The sequence below is a fragment of the Zwartia lucis genome (assembly GCF_965234455.1).
Classification (GTDB): Bacteria; Pseudomonadota; Gammaproteobacteria; order Burkholderiales; family Burkholderiaceae_B; genus Zwartia; species Zwartia lucis.
The window spans coordinates 947541-964903 of sequence record NZ_OZ248472.1 but is presented as its reverse complement, the minus strand read 5'-3'; the positions used below and the strand labels follow the sequence as shown (position 1 = coordinate 964903).

The 17363-nt window shown below is 54.0% G+C and carries 12 protein-coding genes and 1 pseudogene; 6 read left to right on the top strand and 7 right to left on the bottom strand.

The genetic code is table 11. The features are described from left to right. Nucleotides 1-7: 7 nt before the first annotated feature. Nucleotides 8-1219: a pyridoxal phosphate-dependent aminotransferase gene (locus AC8GE9_RS04635; RefSeq protein ID WP_506675947.1), complete on the bottom strand. Its 1212-nt coding sequence runs from the start codon at nt 1217-1219 to the stop codon at nt 8-10. Nucleotides 1220-1359: 140 nt separating this feature from the next. Here AC8GE9_RS04635 and AC8GE9_RS04630 point away from each other — a divergent pair, with 140 nt between their 5' ends. The 6 genes and pseudogenes from AC8GE9_RS04630 to AC8GE9_RS04605 all read left to right on the top strand — a co-directional run bounded on the left by AC8GE9_RS04630 (nt 1360) and on the right by AC8GE9_RS04605 (nt 11268). Beyond that, the gene (locus tag AC8GE9_RS04630) at nt 1360-2343 is read left to right on the top strand and encodes a Bug family tripartite tricarboxylate transporter substrate binding protein (RefSeq protein ID WP_506675946.1); all 984 of its coding nucleotides are present in this window, start codon (nt 1360-1362) and stop codon (nt 2341-2343) included. Nucleotides 2344-2440: 97 nt separating this feature from the next. Next, a complete protein-coding gene (locus AC8GE9_RS04625; protein ID WP_506675945.1) occupies nt 2441-3460 on the top strand; it encodes an aldo/keto reductase in 1020 nt (339 codons plus the stop codon). A 93-nt stretch (nt 3461-3553) separates the two neighbouring features. Further along, nucleotides 3554-5716, top strand: a pseudogene (locus AC8GE9_RS04620) (cyanophycin synthetase); the annotation flags it as partial. A gap of 80 nt (nt 5717-5796) precedes the next feature. Continuing rightward, nucleotides 5797-8004, top strand: coding sequence for a malate synthase G (locus AC8GE9_RS04615; RefSeq protein WP_506675944.1), 2208 nt, complete (start codon nt 5797-5799; stop codon nt 8002-8004). After that, a complete protein-coding gene (locus tag AC8GE9_RS04610; protein ID WP_506675943.1) occupies nt 8004-9470 on the top strand; it encodes a M20/M25/M40 family metallo-hydrolase in 1467 nt (488 codons plus the stop codon). Before AC8GE9_RS04615 ends, AC8GE9_RS04610 begins: the two co-directional genes overlap by 1 nt. Before the next feature lie 73 nt (nt 9471-9543). Beyond that, nucleotides 9544-11268 (top strand): N-acyl-D-amino-acid deacylase family protein, encoded by a 1725-nt coding sequence (locus AC8GE9_RS04605; RefSeq protein ID WP_506675942.1) that lies wholly within the window; start codon nt 9544-9546, stop codon nt 11266-11268. A 61-nt stretch (nt 11269-11329) separates the two neighbouring features. Here AC8GE9_RS04605 and AC8GE9_RS04600 read toward each other — a convergent pair whose 3' ends face one another. The 6 genes from AC8GE9_RS04600 to AC8GE9_RS04575 form a co-directional block, all read right to left on the bottom strand. After that, nucleotides 11330-12142 (bottom strand): 2-keto-4-pentenoate hydratase, encoded by an 813-nt coding sequence (locus AC8GE9_RS04600; RefSeq protein ID WP_506675941.1) that lies wholly within the window; start codon nt 12140-12142, stop codon nt 11330-11332. 6 nt (nt 12143-12148) lie between these two features. Beyond that, entirely contained in the window at nt 12149-12430 is a 282-nt protein-coding gene (locus tag AC8GE9_RS04595; RefSeq protein WP_506675940.1) for a hypothetical protein, read from the bottom strand. 25 nt (nt 12431-12455) lie between these two features. Then, nucleotides 12456-14732 carry a xanthine dehydrogenase family protein molybdopterin-binding subunit gene (locus tag AC8GE9_RS04590; RefSeq protein WP_506675939.1) on the bottom strand — a complete coding sequence of 759 codons (2277 nt, stop codon included), beginning with the start codon at nt 14730-14732 and terminating at the stop codon, nt 12456-12458. Nucleotides 14733-14734: 2 nt separating this feature from the next. After that, nucleotides 14735-15211 (bottom strand): (2Fe-2S)-binding protein, encoded by a 477-nt coding sequence (locus AC8GE9_RS04585; RefSeq protein WP_506675938.1) that lies wholly within the window; start codon nt 15209-15211, stop codon nt 14735-14737. Nucleotides 15212-15214: 3 nt separating this feature from the next. Then, nucleotides 15215-16084 carry an FAD binding domain-containing protein gene (locus AC8GE9_RS04580; RefSeq protein WP_506675937.1) on the bottom strand — a complete coding sequence of 290 codons (870 nt, stop codon included), beginning with the start codon at nt 16082-16084 and terminating at the stop codon, nt 15215-15217. Nucleotides 16085-16294: 210 nt separating this feature from the next. Further along, nucleotides 16295-17308 carry a Bug family tripartite tricarboxylate transporter substrate binding protein gene (locus tag AC8GE9_RS04575; protein ID WP_506675936.1) on the bottom strand — a complete coding sequence of 338 codons (1014 nt, stop codon included), beginning with the start codon at nt 17306-17308 and terminating at the stop codon, nt 16295-16297. Nucleotides 17309-17363: the final 55 nt, after the last annotated feature.

Below are 17363 nucleotides of genomic sequence, written 5' to 3'. Positions count from 1 at the left end.
AAACTGCTTAAGCGCGTAAAGAAGCGCAGAAAGCCTTGATGCGTTCGCAAGCATCTTTCAACACATCATCCGATGTTGCATAAGAAATCCTAAAATATGGCGCGAGTCCAAATGCCGAGCCTGGAACGACTGCGACCAGTTTTTCTTCAAGCAAAGCATTGGCAAAGTCGAAATCATTGTTGATTTTGACGCCTTTGGGTGTAGTCTTGCCAAGCGTGCCTGCGCAACTCGGATAGACGTAAAACGCGCCTTGCGGCTTGAGGCATGTCACGCCCTCGCATTCATTGAGCATGCGTACGACCATGTCTCTGCGGCGCTCGAACACGATATTGTGATCAGCGATAAAACCTTGCGGACCGTCCAACGCCTCTAACGCTGCCGCCTGACTGATCGAGGAAGGATTAGAAGTCGACTGGGACTGAATCGCCGACATTGCGCCAATCAACCAGCTTGGTCCATGGCCGTATCCAATACGCCAACCTGTCATGCAATAGGCTTTTGAAACGCCGTTAACCGTCAATACGCGGTCCGCGATCTCTGGTGCCACCTGTGCCAAGGTCGCAAATTTTGCACCGTCAAACAACAGCTTTTCGTACATATCATCGACCATCACCAAGACGTTGGGATGCGCCTTGAGGACCTGGCCGAGCGCCTTGAGGTCATCCGCCGTGTAAACACAACCGGTCGGGTTTGAAGGGGAATTCAAAATTAGCCATTTTGTCCGAGGCGTGATGGCTTTTTTAAGCAACTCTGGGGTCAACTTGAAACCAACAGACGCATCGCACACCACGGGGACCGCGGTCCCTCCCGCTAACACGACCATATCGGGATAGCTCACCCAATACGGCGCAGGAATCAACACCTCATCGCCCTCGCCAATCGTCGCGACCAACGCATTGAATAAGACCTGTTTGCCGCCCGTACACACAATGACATCATCGGGATTGATCGTCATCGCATGGTCACGCAAAAATTTTCTGGCAATCGCACGCTTTAATTCTGCTGTCCCATTCACAGCGGTATAGCGCGTTTGTCCGCCTTGAATAGCCTTGATGGCTGCCTCGCGAATATTGGCGGGTGTGTCCATATCCGGCTCGCCTTGCGCCAAAGCGATAACATCCATCCCTTTGGCTTTCAGCGCCTTGGCATTGTCGGTGATCGCCAACGTGGGCGAAGGTTTAACCAAGGACATCCGGGGCGACAGTAAGGCTGCACTCATTTATTTCTCCAAAGAAAGATCGGCACATGATGCATGCATCGGTCAGGGACACGCTCAATCATATAAATATAACCCAAGGCAAATCTCCCTAATCCTCGACGCAGCGTGGTATCGTGCCAAAAAATTCAGGAGGATATCCCATGACTTTCAATTTGCGTCTGACTCGACGTGCCCTGCTCGGCGCTCTCGTTTTGACAACCGGTTTGGGTTTGAATGCTGCTGCACAAGCCAAGTATCCAGAAAAGCCCATCAAACTCATTGTCGGCTTCGCAGCAGGTGGCCCAACAGACATCGTGGCCCGTCTTGTCGGCAGCCGCCTAGAAAAGGCCCTCGGTCAACCTGTGATTGTCGAGAACAAACCAGGTGGCGGCTCAAACATCGCTTCAGCAGAAGCCGCGCGCGCCAAGCCTGATGGGTATACCCTGTTTTTGGGAACCATCGCCAATGCGACCAATATGTCGGTCTATAAAAACCTGACCTACGACACCGAACGTGACTTCATCCCAATTTCACAACTGGTGTCCTCGCCAAGCGTGTTGGTCGTGAACAATGATCTTCCTGTTAAAACGCTCGCTGAACTCATTGCTTATGCCAAAGCCAACCCAGGCAAGCTTTCCTATGCCTCCTCGGGCGCTGGGGGTTCACCTCATCTTGCAAGCGAGATGCTCAATCAGCGTGCAGGCATCGACTCACTTCATGTGCCCTACAAAGGCGCAGCGCCCGCGATGAATGATGTCATGGGCGGCACTGTGTCAATGGGCTTTAAAACAGCTTCGGGTGTCACCACCACAATTCAAGCGGGTCGACTTAGAGCTATTGCGATTGCTAGCAATACGCGCTTGCCTCAATTGCCTGACGTTCCAACCTTGAATGAACTTGGCTTCAAAGACTTTGAAGTGAGCTCTTGGAGCGGCCTGTTCGCACCAAAAGGCACTCCACAAGCCATTATCGACATTTTAGGCAAAGCAACTGTCGATATTCTTAAGAATCCAGAGGTCCGTAAGCAGCTTGAAGGCATGGGCGCGATCCCAGTGGGCAGCACACCCGAAGAATTCAAGAAGTATGTCCGCTCAGAAATCGAAAAATGGGGCATTGTCGCCAAGGCCGCCAATATTCAGCTTTGAACGTTTGACCAAATGAACGAGTAAATCTCGCCTCAGACTCTCTTTTCAAGGTCTGAGGCGTTTTTTTAATGGAAAAATCTGCTTAAGGACGACTCACATGGCTAGTCAAGAACCCCACTACAGCCCACTCGGCAACAGCGGTTTAATGGTACCGCGACTTTGGCTCGGCTCAATGATGTTCGGCGATCAAACCGATGAAGCCGTCGCTCGAGAAATGGTAGCTGTCACGCGCGACGCGGGACTCAATGCGATCGATAGCGCAGATAACTACGCCGGCGGCGAGTCTGAGCGTATTGTTGGCAAACTCATCGCCCAAGATCGTGGGCGGTGGGTATTGGCAACCAAGGTCGCGAATCCAATCGGTAAAGAACCTAACGACAAAGGTTTATCGCGTCGCTGGATCATGCAGGAAGTCGACAACAGTTTGAAACGCCTCAATACAGACTGGATCGATGTCTACTACATGCACAAAGACGATGAAACCACGCCCATCGAAGAAACCCTATCGAGCTTTGCACGTTTGATCGACATGGGCAAGATCCGTTACTACGGCATATCGAACTTTCGCGGCTGGCGTGTTGCCCGCGTGGTAGAGACCGCGCGCCGCATGGGCATTCCTCAGCCTATTGTTTGTCAACCGCCCTACAGCGCCGTCACCCGCCTCATTGAAACCGAGGTCATTCCTTCCTGTGCACATTACGGTGTCGGTGTAGTGGCCTATAGTCCATTGGCGCGTGGCGTACTCACTGGCAAATACGACCCCCATGTCAAGCCCGATCCAAATAGCCGCGCCGGACGCGGTGATCGCCGCATGCACCAGACCGAGTTTCGCACTGAATCGCTTGAGATCGCAAATGCGCTGAAATCACACGCGCAAAGCCGTGACTTGAGTCCGACACAGTTCGCAATCGCCTGGGCGCTCAACAATCGTTTGGTGAGCGGTGTGATTGGAGGCCCCCGCACGTTGGAGCAATGGCAAGATTATGTGGCGGCACTGAAGGTTGAACTGACTCCCGAAGACGAAGCCTTGGTCGATCAATATGTGCCCCCGGGCTATGCCTCTACGCATGGCTTTGTCGACCCCCAATACCCCATCAAGGGTCGCGAACCCAGCTAAGCGGTGTTCGCTAATCGCAAGGCCCGCCATCTCACCACCATGCGGCGGGTTTTGCGGCGATAATTAGCGCTTGGTCATCTACGTTTTAAGCACATGAACAAGCGCGACATCGTCATCAAAAGTACTACTTATTTGCGCGGTCCGAATATTTGGACCTATTGCGCCATTATTGAGGCAGTCGTCGACATTGGTGACCTAGAGGATAGCCCCTCGAATACGGTCCCAGGCCTTTACGAGCGTTTAACCACTTGGTTACCCAGTCTTGTCGAGCATCGTTGTAGCCCTGGGGTGCATGGTGGTTTTCTCATGCGTCTCAAAGAAGGCACCTGGCCTTGTCACATTTTGGAGCACGTCACGCTTGCGCTGCAAGACCTTGCGGGCGTCCCTGGTTACGGCTTTGGTCGAGCCCGTGAAACCGAGGAGCGCGGGGTCTACAAAGTCATGGTCAGTGGATGGGAAGAGAAGGTCACGCTTGCTGCGCTCTACATGGGTCGCGATTTGGTGATGGCCGCTATTGACGACCTTGCCTACGACCTCGAGGGTGAACTGGATAAATTAAAAGATCTGGCCCAGGATCTTTGCTTGGGGCCCAGTACCGCGTCGATGGTGCTGGCTGCCGATGAGCGAACGATTCCGGCAATCCGCCTGAGTGAGGGCAACCTCGTGCAGTTTGGCTACGGCGCCAAACAGCGACGGATCTGGACGGCGGAAACGGATCAGACCAGTGCGATCGCCGAGACGATCTCGCGCGACAAGGGATTAACCAAACAATTACTGGAAACCTGCGGTGTACCTATTCCAACGGGGCGCGCAGTTGAGAGCGCTGCCGACGCCTGGGAAGCGGCGCTCGATCTGGGCTTGCCTGTTGTCGTCAAGCCCGTGGATGGTAATCACGGACGGGGCGTTTTCATCAATCTCGAATCACGCACCGAGATTGAGGCCGCCTACGACGTGGCGGTCGACGAGGGTTCTGGTGTGTTGATAGAAAAATTTATACGCGGCAATGAGCACCGTCTCCTGATTGTGGGTGGCAAGCTGGCGGCTGCGGCCAAAGGGCGGACCGCGAGCGTCGTCGGTGACGGTCAGCAAACCGTTCAAGAACTCATCACCAGCCAGATCAATTCGGATCCGCGACGCGGTCGCGGCGAGGACCAGCCCCTGAATCCGGTACGCATCGACTCGGCAGCACGACTCGAGTTGACCCGCCAGGGTTTTAATGGGGATAGTGTCGTCCCTGCAGGCAAAGAAGTGTTGATTCAACGCAACGGTAACGTCGCGTTTGATTGCACAGACGATGTGCATCCTGAAGTCATCGCGATCGCGGCGCTCGCAGCACAAGCAGTTGGACTTGATATCGCAGGCATTGATCTTGTCGCCGAAGACATTTCAAAACCCTTGAGTGCTCAAGGCGGAGCCATCGTCGAAGTCAACGCAGGTCCAGGACTGCTCATGCACTTGAAGCCAGCCGAAGGACTTTCACGACCTGTAGGTCGCGCCATCATCGACCATATTTTTCCTGGTGATGAAAACGGCAGTATCCCTTTGGTTGGTGTCACGGGAAGCACGGGAACCGGTAACATTGCACGCCTCACCGCACACTTGCTCAATGCGCATGGCTGGCGGACAGGGCTGGCTAATACAGATGGACTTTACGTGGGCACCCGTCGGCTCTTTGCTGGCGATGCGGCAAACTGGGATCAAGCCAGACGGTTATTGCTCAACCGAGAGGTTCAAGCCGCTGTCATTGAAAATAACGGCATGGAAATCCTCACCAAAGGCTTAGCCTACGACCGTTGTTCAGTCGGAGTTGTGACCAACGTTGTGTACTCGGAGACCTTTAAAAATCCCGAGGTTGCGTTTCATGCCTTTGAGACTGCCGAGGATTTGATCAAGGTTTATCGCAGCCAGGTCGATGTCGTATGGCCACATGGCGTTGGCGTCTTGAATGCAGACGACCCCCATGTCGCATCAATGGCGCAGTATTGCGATGGATCCATCATTTTTTACAGCCCTTCCTGCGACTCGCTTGTGATCGCGGCTCATCTTGCCGAAGGCAAGCGCGCTGTTTTTATTGATCAAAACATCGTCATCACCGCCGATGCTGCGTCGCAGCAAAAATTGATCTCACTGACTGAGCTCAGCGCATACGCGGATCCCCAGAACACCGAAGCCAGGCGCGAACTCTTAGCCGCAGTCGCAACCACCTGGGCTCTAGGGATTCCATCAGAGACGATTCGGAACGGATTGCGATCTTTTAAGTGATAAATTTTTAAGTGATAAATCGGTAAACTAGCCGATCTGTTTTACAAACCGAAATTCTTTAAGGTTCAGCCATTATGACTGCTCGTACCGCTTGCCATCGTCTTCAGGTCGCAACACCTCTTTATCAATTTATAGAGACTGAGGTCTTACCTGGCTCTGGGGTCGATAGTGCAAGTTTTTGGAAAGGCTTTGACGCACTCGTTCATGACCTGACCCCCATCAACGCCGCACTGTTAGCACAACGCGATCTTCTGCAAACGAAGATGGACACCTGGCATCGTACCCACCCGGGTCCGATTCAGGATATGAAAGCCTATCGCGCCTTTTTAACGGAAATCGGTTATCTGGCCCCTGTGCCGGCCAAGGCGAGTGCCACCACGACAAATGTAGATGCCGAGCTCGCGCTTCAAGCCGGTCCGCAACTTGTCGTCCCAGTGCTCAATGCTCGCTACGCGCTGAACGCCGCCAATGCCCGCTGGGGCTCCTTGTACGATGCCCTGTACGGAACCGATGCCATCGCTGAAACAGACGGCGCGACGCGCGCTGGGGGCTACAACCCGATTCGAGGGGCCAAGGTCATCGCCTTTGGTCGGCAGTTTCTCGATCAAGCTGCCAAGCTCGCCAAAGGCTCGCATGCGGATGCTCAAGCCTACTCTGTCAAAGACGGACAACTCGTTGTGGCGTTAAAAGACGGGTCTGTCACGGGTTTAGCCGCGCCCGAGAAATTTGTGGGCTACCAGGGCGATGCGAATCATCCCTCCTCGATTTTGCTAGTCAATCACGGTTTGCATATTGATCTTCAGATCGATCAAACCAAAGGTATCGGCAAAGACGATCCAGCGGGTGTCAACGATATTGTGCTCGAAGCTGCGTTATCGACCATCCTCGACCTCGAAGACTCCGTCGCTGTCGTGGACGCTGACGACAAGGTGCTGGCCTATCGCAACTGGCTTGGCATCCTGAAAGGCACACTCGTTGAAAGCGTCACCAAAGGTGGTCAGACGTTTGAGAGAACGCTCAACCAGGATCGTCATTACACGGCGGCTGCAGGCGTCAAGCAAGCTAAAGATGGCATGGTGACCTTGCATGGCCGCTCCTTGCTGTTCCTGCGTAACGTGGGACACTTAATGACCAACCCCGCAATTCTCGATGGCAATGGTCAAGAGATTTTCGAAGGTATCCTCGATGCTGTGGTGACTGTCACCATTGCGCTGCATGATCTCAAGCGCAATCAGGCACACAAGTACGGCAACTCACGCACCGGCTCGGTCTACATCGTTAAACCAAAAATGCATGGTCCTGCCGAAGTGGCTTTTGCCAACCAACTGTTTGGTCGCGTAGAGGGTATGCTGGGTCTTGTGCCCAACACCGTCAAGCTTGGCATCATGGACGAGGAACGACGTACCAGCGTCAACCTCAAGGCATGTATCAACGAGGCGCCTGCACGTGTCGCCTTTATCAATACGGGCTTTTTAGACCGGACTGGCGACGAAATGCATACCGCGATGCATGCTGGACCGATGATCCGCAAAGGCGATATGAAATCAAGCGCCTGGTTGTCGGCTTACGAACGCAGCAACGTCTTGACAGGCTTGGCTTGCGGCTTGCGCGGTCGCGCACAGATCGGCAAAGGCATGTGGGCCATGCCAGACCTGATGGCGGCGATGCTCGAACAGAAAATCGCACACCCCAAAGCTGGTGCGAATACGGCATGGGTTCCCTCCCCAACTGCCGCGACGCTGCATGCCCTGCACTACCATCAAGTCAGTGTTGCAGACGTTCAGACTGCACTTGAAAAAGTAGATGCCCCGGCAGAAATTGATCGTCTGCTCGGTGAGATCCTTCAAGTCCCCGTAGCCGTCAAACCAAACTGGAGTGCAGCCGAGATTCAACAAGAGCTGGACAACAACGCTCAGGGTATCTTGGGTTATGTGGTGCGCTGGATTGATCAAGGCGTGGGATGTTCGAAAGTCCCCGATATCCATAACGTTGGACTGATGGAAGACCGCGCTACCCTACGCATCTCGAGCCAGCATATCGCCAACTGGTTGTTGCACGGCATCGTGACCGAAGCGCAAGTGCACGAGACCTTGCAGCGCATGGCCAAAGTCGTTGATGGTCAAAACGCAGGAGATCCGCTTTATCAACCCATGGCGCCGAACTTTGAAGATTCCTACGCCTATCGTGCCGCGCGTGATTTGGTGCTCAAGGGTCTCGAGCAACCCAGCGGTTACACGGAGCCTCTGCTGCACGCGTGGCGCCTCAAGGTCAAGGCAAAATAATGAACGCTCCCGTCCCAATGCTCGATACTGCGCAGATCCTATCCTCGGTCACTCAAGCCTGGGATGACGATCTAGTTGGCCAACTGAGCGACTACATCGAAATACCGGCTAAATCTCCCGCCTTTGATGCCAATTGGGCGCAAGCGGGCTATTTGGACAAAGTGATCGAACGTACTGCGGCTTGGATCGAGGCGCAAAAAGTTGCCGGTCTCAAGCTGGAAATTATTCGACTGCCCGGCCGCACACCCGTTCTCTTTTTCGAGGTGGCCACTACGCGCTCGCAAAGTGCGAATAGTCAGACGGTCTTGATGTATGGTCATCTGGACAAACAACCAGAGTTTGATGGCTGGCGCAATGGCCTCGGCCCGTGGACACCCAAATATCTCGACGGCAAGCTCTACGGCCGCGGCGGTGCGGATGATGGTTATGCGGCCTATGCGGCGGTGACGGCCATTCAGGCACTCAAAGCACAACAGGTTGCGCATCCGCGTATCGTTGGCTTGATTGAAACCTGCGAAGAAAGCGGCTCGCCTGATTTACTCCCCTATATCGATGTCCTGAAAACGCGGTTGGGTGACGTTGGCCTCGTGATTTGTTTGGACAGTGGCGCGGGCAACTACGATCAACTCTGGCTGACGACAAGTTTGCGTGGTATGGCGGCCGGTGTGCTAAAGGTCGAGATTTTGACCGAAGGCATTCACTCTGGCGATGCCTCTGGGCTAGTGCCTTCGAGCTTTCGCATCATGCGCCATGTGTTAGACCGCCTCGAAGACAGTGAGACGGGACGACTGTTACCCAAAAGCTTTCACTGCGAGATCCCGGCCGAACGACTGGTTCAAGCGCAAGCAACGGCGGGGATCTTAGGCGAGGCCATCTACAAGCGCTTTCCTTGGGCGCATCACGATTGTGGTGGCTCAAGTTTAGTCGCCCTCCCTACGACACTCGACCCGGTCGAAGCGCTCATTCGTCGCACCTGGAAACCCACCTTGAGTGTGACGGGAGCCGAAGGCTTTCCCGCACTTAAAGATGCCGGTAACGTGCTGCGTCCCTACACCGCCTTTAAACTCAGTCTGAGACTGCCTCCACTGATCGATGCTGCGGCCGCTGTAGCGGAACTCAAAACATTGCTTGAGGACAATGCCCCTTATCAGGCCAAGGTCACCTTCCATTCAGAAAGCACCTCGAGTGGATGGAATGCACCAAGCACCGCGCCCTGGTTTGAACAAGCGCTCAACAGCGCCAGTCAAGCGCACTTTCAAGCGCCTGTCGGCTATATCGGCCAAGGCGGCACGATCCCGCTCATGAAACTGCTCAGCACCGGTTTTCCCAAAGCGCAAATGATGGTGTGCGGCGTGCTTGGGCCTCAGTCCAACGCGCATGGTCCCAATGAATTTCTGCATGTTCCCTATGCCAAGAAACTGACAGCTGCCGTAGCACAAGTTATCGCTCAAGTCCCCGAACAATAAGTGGCAAGCTTGACACGTCTGCGTGTGGTGAGTACAACTAAGACTTGTCTCATCACACCGCATACTGACTCTCATGGCACACACAGGTTCCCTCATTATTCGTAACGGTACGATCGTCGATGGCACCGGCGTAAAGCCTTTTGTCGGCGACATCAAAATCGTCGATGGTCTGATCAAAGAAGTCGGTCAAGTCACCGGCCCCGCTGATCAGGAAATCGAAGCTAAGGGGCTGCTCGTGACGCCTGGGTTTGTGGATATCCACACCCACTATGACGGCCAAGTGACTTGGAGCAACAAGGTTGGCTCCTCTTCGCAGCTTGGTGTGACCACCGTTGTCATGGGAAACTGTGGTGTGGGTTTCGCCCCCTGCAAACCAGAAGATCGCGAGATCACCATGAAACTCATGGAAGGTGTCGAGGACATTCCCGGTGTGGTGCTGCAAGAAGGCCTGCCTTGGAACTGGAATACATTTCCAGAGTATCTCGATGCGCTAGAGGCTCGACAGTTTGATATCGATGTGGCGACCCAAGTTGGTCATGCACCTATACGCATCAATGTCATGGGCGATCGGGGTGCTAAGCGTGAGCCCTCGACCGAGGCAGATCGTGCTCGAATGACCGCACTGGCCGTCGAAGCCATCAAAGCCGGTGCCTTAGGTTTCACCACTTCAAGAACCATTTTGCATCGCAGCAGTGATGGAAGTCCTACGCCTTCTCTGGGTGCCGCTGAAGGCGAACTCACTGCGATTGCAAAAGGACTCGGCGAGGCCGGTCTTGGTGTGTTGCAATTGGTGACCGACTTTGATGATGTGGATGAAGAGTTCGCCATGCTACGTCGCATTGTCGAAACGTCTGGTCGTCCACTTTCACTCACGCTACTCCAACACGAGCATTTACCCGATCGCTGGCGTCGTGTGATGGAACATATGCATGCCGCCACCGATGCAGGTTTAAAAATGAAGGCTCAGGTTGGTGCCCGTCCAGTCGCCTTGATTCTGAGTTTTGCGCTTTCACTCTGCCCTTTTACGCAACTGCCCAGCTTTGAAGCCTTGCGAGATTTGAGCCCAGAAGATCGTCTGAAAAAACTACGCGATCCAGAGGTGCGGGCCAAAATCTTGTCCGAGGAACACACCGAAGCGATGTACAAGCGCCGTGTGGCGAACTTTGACAATCTCTACCCACTCGGCGATCCACCAAACTACGAGCCTAAGCCGGAGGACAGCATTGCGGCACGTGCGGCGCGTGCAGGCTTGGATCCCACTGCCTTTGCATATGACTATTTGCTGGAAAACAATGGCACGGCCATGCTATATCGTCCACTCTACAACTATGCGGATCGCGATCACGAAGTGTTACGCGAAATGCTGATGGATCGCGACACCGTGCCTGGCCTGAGTGATGGTGGAGCGCATTATGGCTATATCTGCGATGCGAGTTTTCCGACCTATCTGCTGACGCATTGGGCGCGGGATCGTAGCCGTGGCGAAAGAATTCCACTTGAACTCTTGGTCAAATGGCAGACGCAGGACACAGCTGCAACGGTGGGACTCAATGATCGTGGCATCTTGCGTCCCGGTTTCAAAGCGGACATCAACATCATTGATTTTGAAGGACTCAAGCTACACGCGCCCACAATCGTCTACGACCTGCCCGCTGGCGGAAGACGCTTGGGCCAGGCAGCCGAAGGCTTCCGTGCCACCATCGTGTCGGGCGTGGTCACCTATCAAGATGGCTCGGCGACTGGAAAGCTACCAGGTAAGCTCATCCGGGGCGCACAAAAATCGCCTATTGCGGCCTAAATATAAAAAGACCTCAAGTATTGAGCTTGAGGTCTGTGTAGCGTCGAGTTTCGTATCAACTCTAGTCTTTAAAGCGTGCGCGTACCTGACCAAACGCACCAAAATCAGCAGTCATCGCATCACCCGCCGTAACGGGAACCGGCACCACGCAAGTACCCGTCATCACCACCTCACCAGCCTTGAGTTGCTCCCCTTGCGATAGAAGTTCATTGGCAAGCCAGGTCAAGCCTATGCGTGGATCGCCCAGAACATTCGCTCCCGTACCCGTCGCGACAGTCTCGTGGCCTCGGCGAACGCTCACCTCGTGTTGACTGAGGTCAGTCTGACGCCATTGCTCAGGCGCACGAGGCCCCAACACCACATAACAAGCACAGGCAAAATCAGCGATCAGTTGTGCCTCTCCGGCTCCAACAAAATCAACATAGCGAGAATTAGGAACCTCGATCGCAATGTGCAACCCAGCGACACAATCCAACACCTGCGACATCGTCAACGCCGCATCCTGGCGCCCTGCTCCCGAGGCAAGCTCACGACCCACATCGCGTCCCATCAAAAAGGCGAACTCTGCCTCAATCACCTGCATGTAGTTATGCGCGAGGGGTAGCTCACTATTATCAGCCAAACAACGAGAAGCGGACAAGCGTCCTGCCAGCGGTCCGCTCACACCAATATGCTGCTGACCCGCAACACTCGTTGCGGCGATCTTCCATCCGAGCGCAGGTTCACCTGACGCCTCGAATAAGGCGCGTTGAATCTGATAGCCCTCAGTGCGGCTCGTTGGGCGACACTGAGGTGCCAAGCCATCAAGACGTGCGTGTGTTTGCCAGGCAGGGAGCAGTTGGGCCACGGCCTGATTGATCATGTCGACATTCATGGGAAATTAACCGCCCTCGATGCGAGGTATAAAAAAAACTTCGGCATCCGCAGGAATAATCTGCGTATAAACCACTTCGTGGATGACACCATTGACGGCCAGTGAAGTTTCCTCCTCGAGGTGCTCACCTAGCCCGGGATAAAGACGGTCCATGGCGCTAATCACGCCACGGACTGTTCTTGCTGTAATTTCAAACTCACGTACACCATCGGTATAGCGCCGACTAAAACCGCCGGTCAACATGACCCGGACGGTTTGAGGCGCAACGGCTTGCGTGTCAATTTCCACGTGAGTCTACGCTCGAACCTCGGTTTTAGACTGCATCAATCGCCGCGAGCACTTTAGGCGGTGACATCGGCAACTCCGTCAGACGCTTGCCGGTCGCACGCTGAATCGCATTGGCAATCGCAGCCATGGGAGGCACGATGTTGGCCTCGCCCACACCTTTCACACCATAGGGGTGATTTGGATTGGGCACCTCGACCAAAATCGCCTCGATCATAGGCAGGTCAGAAGCCACAGGGATACGATAATCAAGGAATCCGGCATTAGACAGACGACCCAATTTGTCGTAGATGTATTCCTCATTCAGTGCCCAACCAATCCCCTGCACGACGCCACCGTGAATTTGGCCTTCGCAGTACTTGGGATGGATGGCGCGACCGACGTCTTGGGCAGCAACAAAGCGCAAGATCTTGACCGCACCTGTTTCGGGATCGACTTCGACATCGCAAAACTGTGTCGAAAAGCCTGGTGCCTGACCGCCTGCATTGACAGCCGCTTCAGTCACGATCGGTCCACCTGTCACGGCACGCTTGGCCGCAATCGCCTTGAGTGACAAAGGTTCGAACTCGCCCACACTCTTGTCTGCGGGCTTGGCAAAACCGTCTTCCCAGACCACGCCTTTAACATCGACATCCCACATGATGGAGGCGCGCAGACGCAATTGTTCGATAATTTTATTGCAGGCTTCGACGACCGCCAGACCCGTCGCGTAGGTCACGCGCGAGCCACCTGTGACGTGGTTATAACCAATCGAAGCGGTATCAGCGACGGTCGAGCGCACAGACGCATAGGGCACGCCAAGCGTCTCTGCAGCCATCAAGGCCATCGAGGCACGTGAGCCACCCACGTCCATACTGCCAGTCGCCAACACGACTGAGCCGTCTTCGTTGATGTGGATCGACGCGCTAGACTCGCCACCACCGTTGAACCAGAAACCGGAAGCAACACCGCGCCCCTGGTTTTTGCCCAGAGGCTTGTTGTACTCAGGGTGATCGAGCAAGACCTGGATCGTCTCGGCATACCCGTCATGAGAATGCTTGGGACCATAAGGCGTTGGCGAACCCGCTTTGACTGCATTTTTCAGACGCAGCCTTAATGGATCCATGCCGATTTTTTGAGCCAAAATATCGAGCACGCTTTCCACGCCAAATGCGGAAATCGGTGAACCTGGCGCGCGATAAGCGGCAGATTTTGGACGATTGCTGACGACATCAAAGCCGACGGTGCGTACGTTAGGAATGATGTAGGGCGCAAAAGCGCACATCGCCGCATTCATCACAGGCGAACCGGGGAAGGCACCCGCCTGAAGTTTGAATACGCCATCGGCAGCGACGATAGTGCCGTCTTTTTTAACGCCAATCTTGACGGTCATCGAGCCGCCAGAGGTCGGACCTGTCGCTTTAAAGACGTCTTCGCGACTCATCATGATCTTAACGGGGTGACCGGTTTTGCGCGACAGCGCAACCGCGACGGGCTCGACATAGACCACAGTCTTGCCACCGAATCCACCACCGATCTCGGCAGGGTGAACGACCAAGTTGCCGATCTCCATACCCAACAGCTTGGCCGTGTAAGCGCGCACCACAAAGTGACCTTGGCTGGCCGACCACAACTCGCACTGACCATCAGCACCGTAGCGCGCCAAGCAAGAATGCGGCTCGATGTAGCCTTGATGCACGGCCGCCGTTTTGAAGCTCATCTCAACGATTTCATCGGCCTCAGCGAAGCCCGCATCCAGATCACCCACTTTAAACTCGAGACGCTTGGTGATGTTTGAAGGCTTAGTCGGTGCAGGTTCGACGCCGCGCGTGATCATGTCTTCGAACAGCACAGGCGCGTCGGGATGCATGGCCTCATCCACATCAATGACGTGAGGCAAAACTTCATAGTCAACCTCGATCAGGGCGATTGCTTCTGCGGCGATCGCTGCAGTCGTTGCCGCAACAGCCGCAATCGCATGACCTTCGTATAAAGCTTTTTCACGCGCCAGAATGTTGCGCGTCATGTGCCAATAATTCACCGCCACGCGCTCGGGACCAATGTAGTCAAAAGGCTGCGCTGGCAAATCAGCTGAAGTCAATACAGCCTTGACGCCCGGTAAGGCCTCAGCTTTGGAGGTATTGATCGAGCGGATGCGGGCATGGGCGTGAGGTGAGCGCAAAATCTTGGCCCACAACATACCTGGTAAGGAGTAGTCAGCGCCATACTGCGCCATTCCGGTCACTTTTGGCACACCGTCAGGACGGATTGGACTCGTGCCAACAGATTTAAAGACTTGCTCAATATTTTTAGTGTTCGTCAACATGATTAGGCTCCCCGCATTTCGCGTGCGGCATCAAGTACTGCTTCGATGATTTTGTTGTAGCCCGTGCAGCGGCAAAGATTGCCAGCGAGCCAGAATCGGACTTCTTCTTCGGTGGGATCTGGATTGCGCTCAAGCAAGGACCGAGCCGCGACTAAGAATCCCGGTGTGCAAATACCGCATTGCAATGCGGCGTGTTCCAGGAACTTTTGCTGCAACACATGCAGATGCTCGCCATTGGCCATACCTTCGATCGTCTGAATGGTCTTGCCATTGGCCTCGACACCCAGAACCAAACAGGAGCAGACCAGACGACCATCCATTGTCACGCTGCATGAGCCACAGTCACCTGTGCCGCAACCTTCTTTTGTACCCGTCATGTTCAGGTCATTGCGCAATACATCGAGAAGCGACTGATTGGTGGCGCATAGAAACTCAACTGGATCACCGTTAATAACGGTTGTTACGTGATGCTTTGACATTGCTTAATTCCCCTTCGCTCTGCTCAGTGCCTTCTCTGCCGCACGGCGAGCCAGTACACCTGCTAATTTGATTCGAAACACCTTGGTGCCACGCTTGTCATCGATCGGACGCGCTGCAGCGCTTGCTGCGGCTGCGAGTTTGGCGAGAGCCGCTTCATCGACCTTTGTGCCGATCAATGCTGCTGCAGCCTCAGGGACCAACAATGCACGTTCAGCCACGGCTCCAAGACTGACGCGTGCGTCAGTACATGTACCGTTCGCATCAAGCGTTAAACTCAAACCGACACCCACTACGGCAATATCCATTTCCGTACGTGGTGTAAAGCGCAAATATGCATCGCCAGAATGGGGCGCGCGCTTGGGCAAGAAAAATGAAACGATGAACTCGCCTTTGGCCAGTGACGTTTTTCCTGGAGACACAGGGATCTCCTCGACCGGGACCTCACGACGTCCGTTGGGACCCACCACACGGGCAATCGCACCCGCTGCAATCATTGCAGGCACCGTATCCGCTGCAGGTGAGGCATTACACAAATTGCCGGCAACCGTGGCACGTCCGCGCACTTGCACAGAGCCCACAAGGTTGGCGCCATCAATCACGCCAGGCCATGTCTCTGCGAACGCCTTGTTTTCAAGAAGTTGCATACAGGAAACGGCAGCGCCAAAACGGTAACCACCGTTTTCAACGGCGATCGTATTCATCTCGGCAATCCCTTTCACATCGAGAACCAATTCTGGTTTCACATTGCCATTACGCATATGAATCATCAGATCTGTTCCGCCCGACAACACTTTAGCCAAGCCTTGGGTGCCCGCTAATAGCGCGGCAGCCGCTTCGGCCGTTTTAGGCTGTTCAAAACGCATTTCACTCATCTCGCTTCCCCGGTCATTTGTCTGAACCTTTTTTCAATCATTTGGTGTCCCATTCTATTCTATTCATGGCGGTTTTAGTCAAAGCACCTATCATGAGAACAGACTTGATTATGCCTATCAAAACAATGAATACGAGTACTAAAAAAATACCCCACCTTAAAAACTAAGGCGGGGTAATCATTAAGAATAAAACAATCCGGATATAAGTTATTAAACCGGATCAACTTTGATGTTATTTTTCTTGATGACATCGGTGAACAAAACGCGTGAGCTCTCGAGGTAAGCCAAAAAGTCTGCTCCCTCTCTGAACTGAGGCTCTAGTCCGCTTCGCTCAAACACATCGCGCGATTCTTGCGTTGCCATAATTTCGCGCATTGCTTTTTCTAAGGTAACCAACACATTCTTTGGCATACCAGCAGGTCCAACCAAGCCGATCCATGCACCCAAATTAAAGCCAGGCAAATTGGCGGCTGTGGCAATCGCGGGAACGCCAGGCGTCACGATGCTGCCTTTTTCGAGGGAAACACCCAGTGCTTTCAGACGACCATCGCGCACAAATGGCATTGTTGCAGCCGCTGTCTCAAGACAATAGTCCACACGACCCGCCAAAATATCTGAGAGAGCAGGCAATGAACCTTTGTAAGGAACGTGAACAGCTTTTAAGCCTAACGCGGCATTAAAGGCTTCGGCGACCAAGTGTGCTGTTGCGCCAGTTCCAGAGGAAGCAAAAGTATATTTATCAGGATTTGCTTTGACTAAAGCGATAAATTCTTTGATGTCCTTGGCGGGAAACTTAGGGTTAACCACTAAAACATACGGTGACAAACCAGCCATCGCGATTGGTGTGAAATCTTTTTGCGCGTCATAGGGTGTCTTTTGAAGCAGTGGGGCCACAGAAAGAGGACCGCTCGAGCCTGCCAGCAAGGTGTAGCCATCGGGCGTTGACTTCGCCACGATGTCGGTACCGATCATGCCACCTGCGCCGGCCTTGTTGTCGGCGATCACGGTTTGTCCCAGTAACTTGGTCAAGCCCACTGCCATGGCGCGACCCGCCAAATCCGTTGCCTGTCCTGGAGGCCAAGGAATCACAATCCTGATTGGCTTATTAGGATAGGCAGCTTGCGAGAAGGCGGCAGGCGACCAACCCAGTGAGCCACCCACTAATGAAATGCCGGCGACACCCAACAGCGAGCGCCGTGTGCGGTTATGTTCGTTGTTTTTCATCCCGATCCTTTAAAAAATTAAGATAGATAATTCTGGATAGTAACCTTGGGTATAT

Coding starts and splice junctions, on each gene's coding strand:
- AC8GE9_RS04580 (WP_506675937.1), bottom strand. CDS start 16,084: ATGAGTGAAATGCGTTTTGAACAGCCTAAAACGGCCGAAGCGGCTGCC.
- AC8GE9_RS04610 (WP_506675943.1), top strand. CDS start 8,004: ATGAACGCTCCCGTCCCAATGCTCGATACTGCGCAGATCCTATCCTCG.
- AC8GE9_RS04590 (WP_506675939.1), bottom strand. CDS start 14,732: ATGTTGACGAACACTAAAAATATTGAGCAAGTCTTTAAATCTGTTGGC.
- AC8GE9_RS04635 (WP_506675947.1), bottom strand. CDS start 1,219: ATGAGTGCAGCCTTACTGTCGCCCCGGATGTCCTTGGTTAAACCTTCG.
- AC8GE9_RS04575 (WP_506675936.1), bottom strand. CDS start 17,308: ATGAAAAACAACGAACATAACCGCACACGGCGCTCGCTGTTGGGTGTC.
- AC8GE9_RS04630 (WP_506675946.1), top strand. CDS start 1,360: ATGACTTTCAATTTGCGTCTGACTCGACGTGCCCTGCTCGGCGCTCTC.
- AC8GE9_RS04615 (WP_506675944.1), top strand. CDS start 5,797: ATGACTGCTCGTACCGCTTGCCATCGTCTTCAGGTCGCAACACCTCTT.
- AC8GE9_RS04605 (WP_506675942.1), top strand. CDS start 9,544: ATGGCACACACAGGTTCCCTCATTATTCGTAACGGTACGATCGTCGAT.
- AC8GE9_RS04585 (WP_506675938.1), bottom strand. CDS start 15,211: ATGTCAAAGCATCACGTAACAACCGTTATTAACGGTGATCCAGTTGAG.
- AC8GE9_RS04625 (WP_506675945.1), top strand. CDS start 2,441: ATGGCTAGTCAAGAACCCCACTACAGCCCACTCGGCAACAGCGGTTTA.
- AC8GE9_RS04600 (WP_506675941.1), bottom strand. CDS start 12,142: ATGAATGTCGACATGATCAATCAGGCCGTGGCCCAACTGCTCCCTGCC.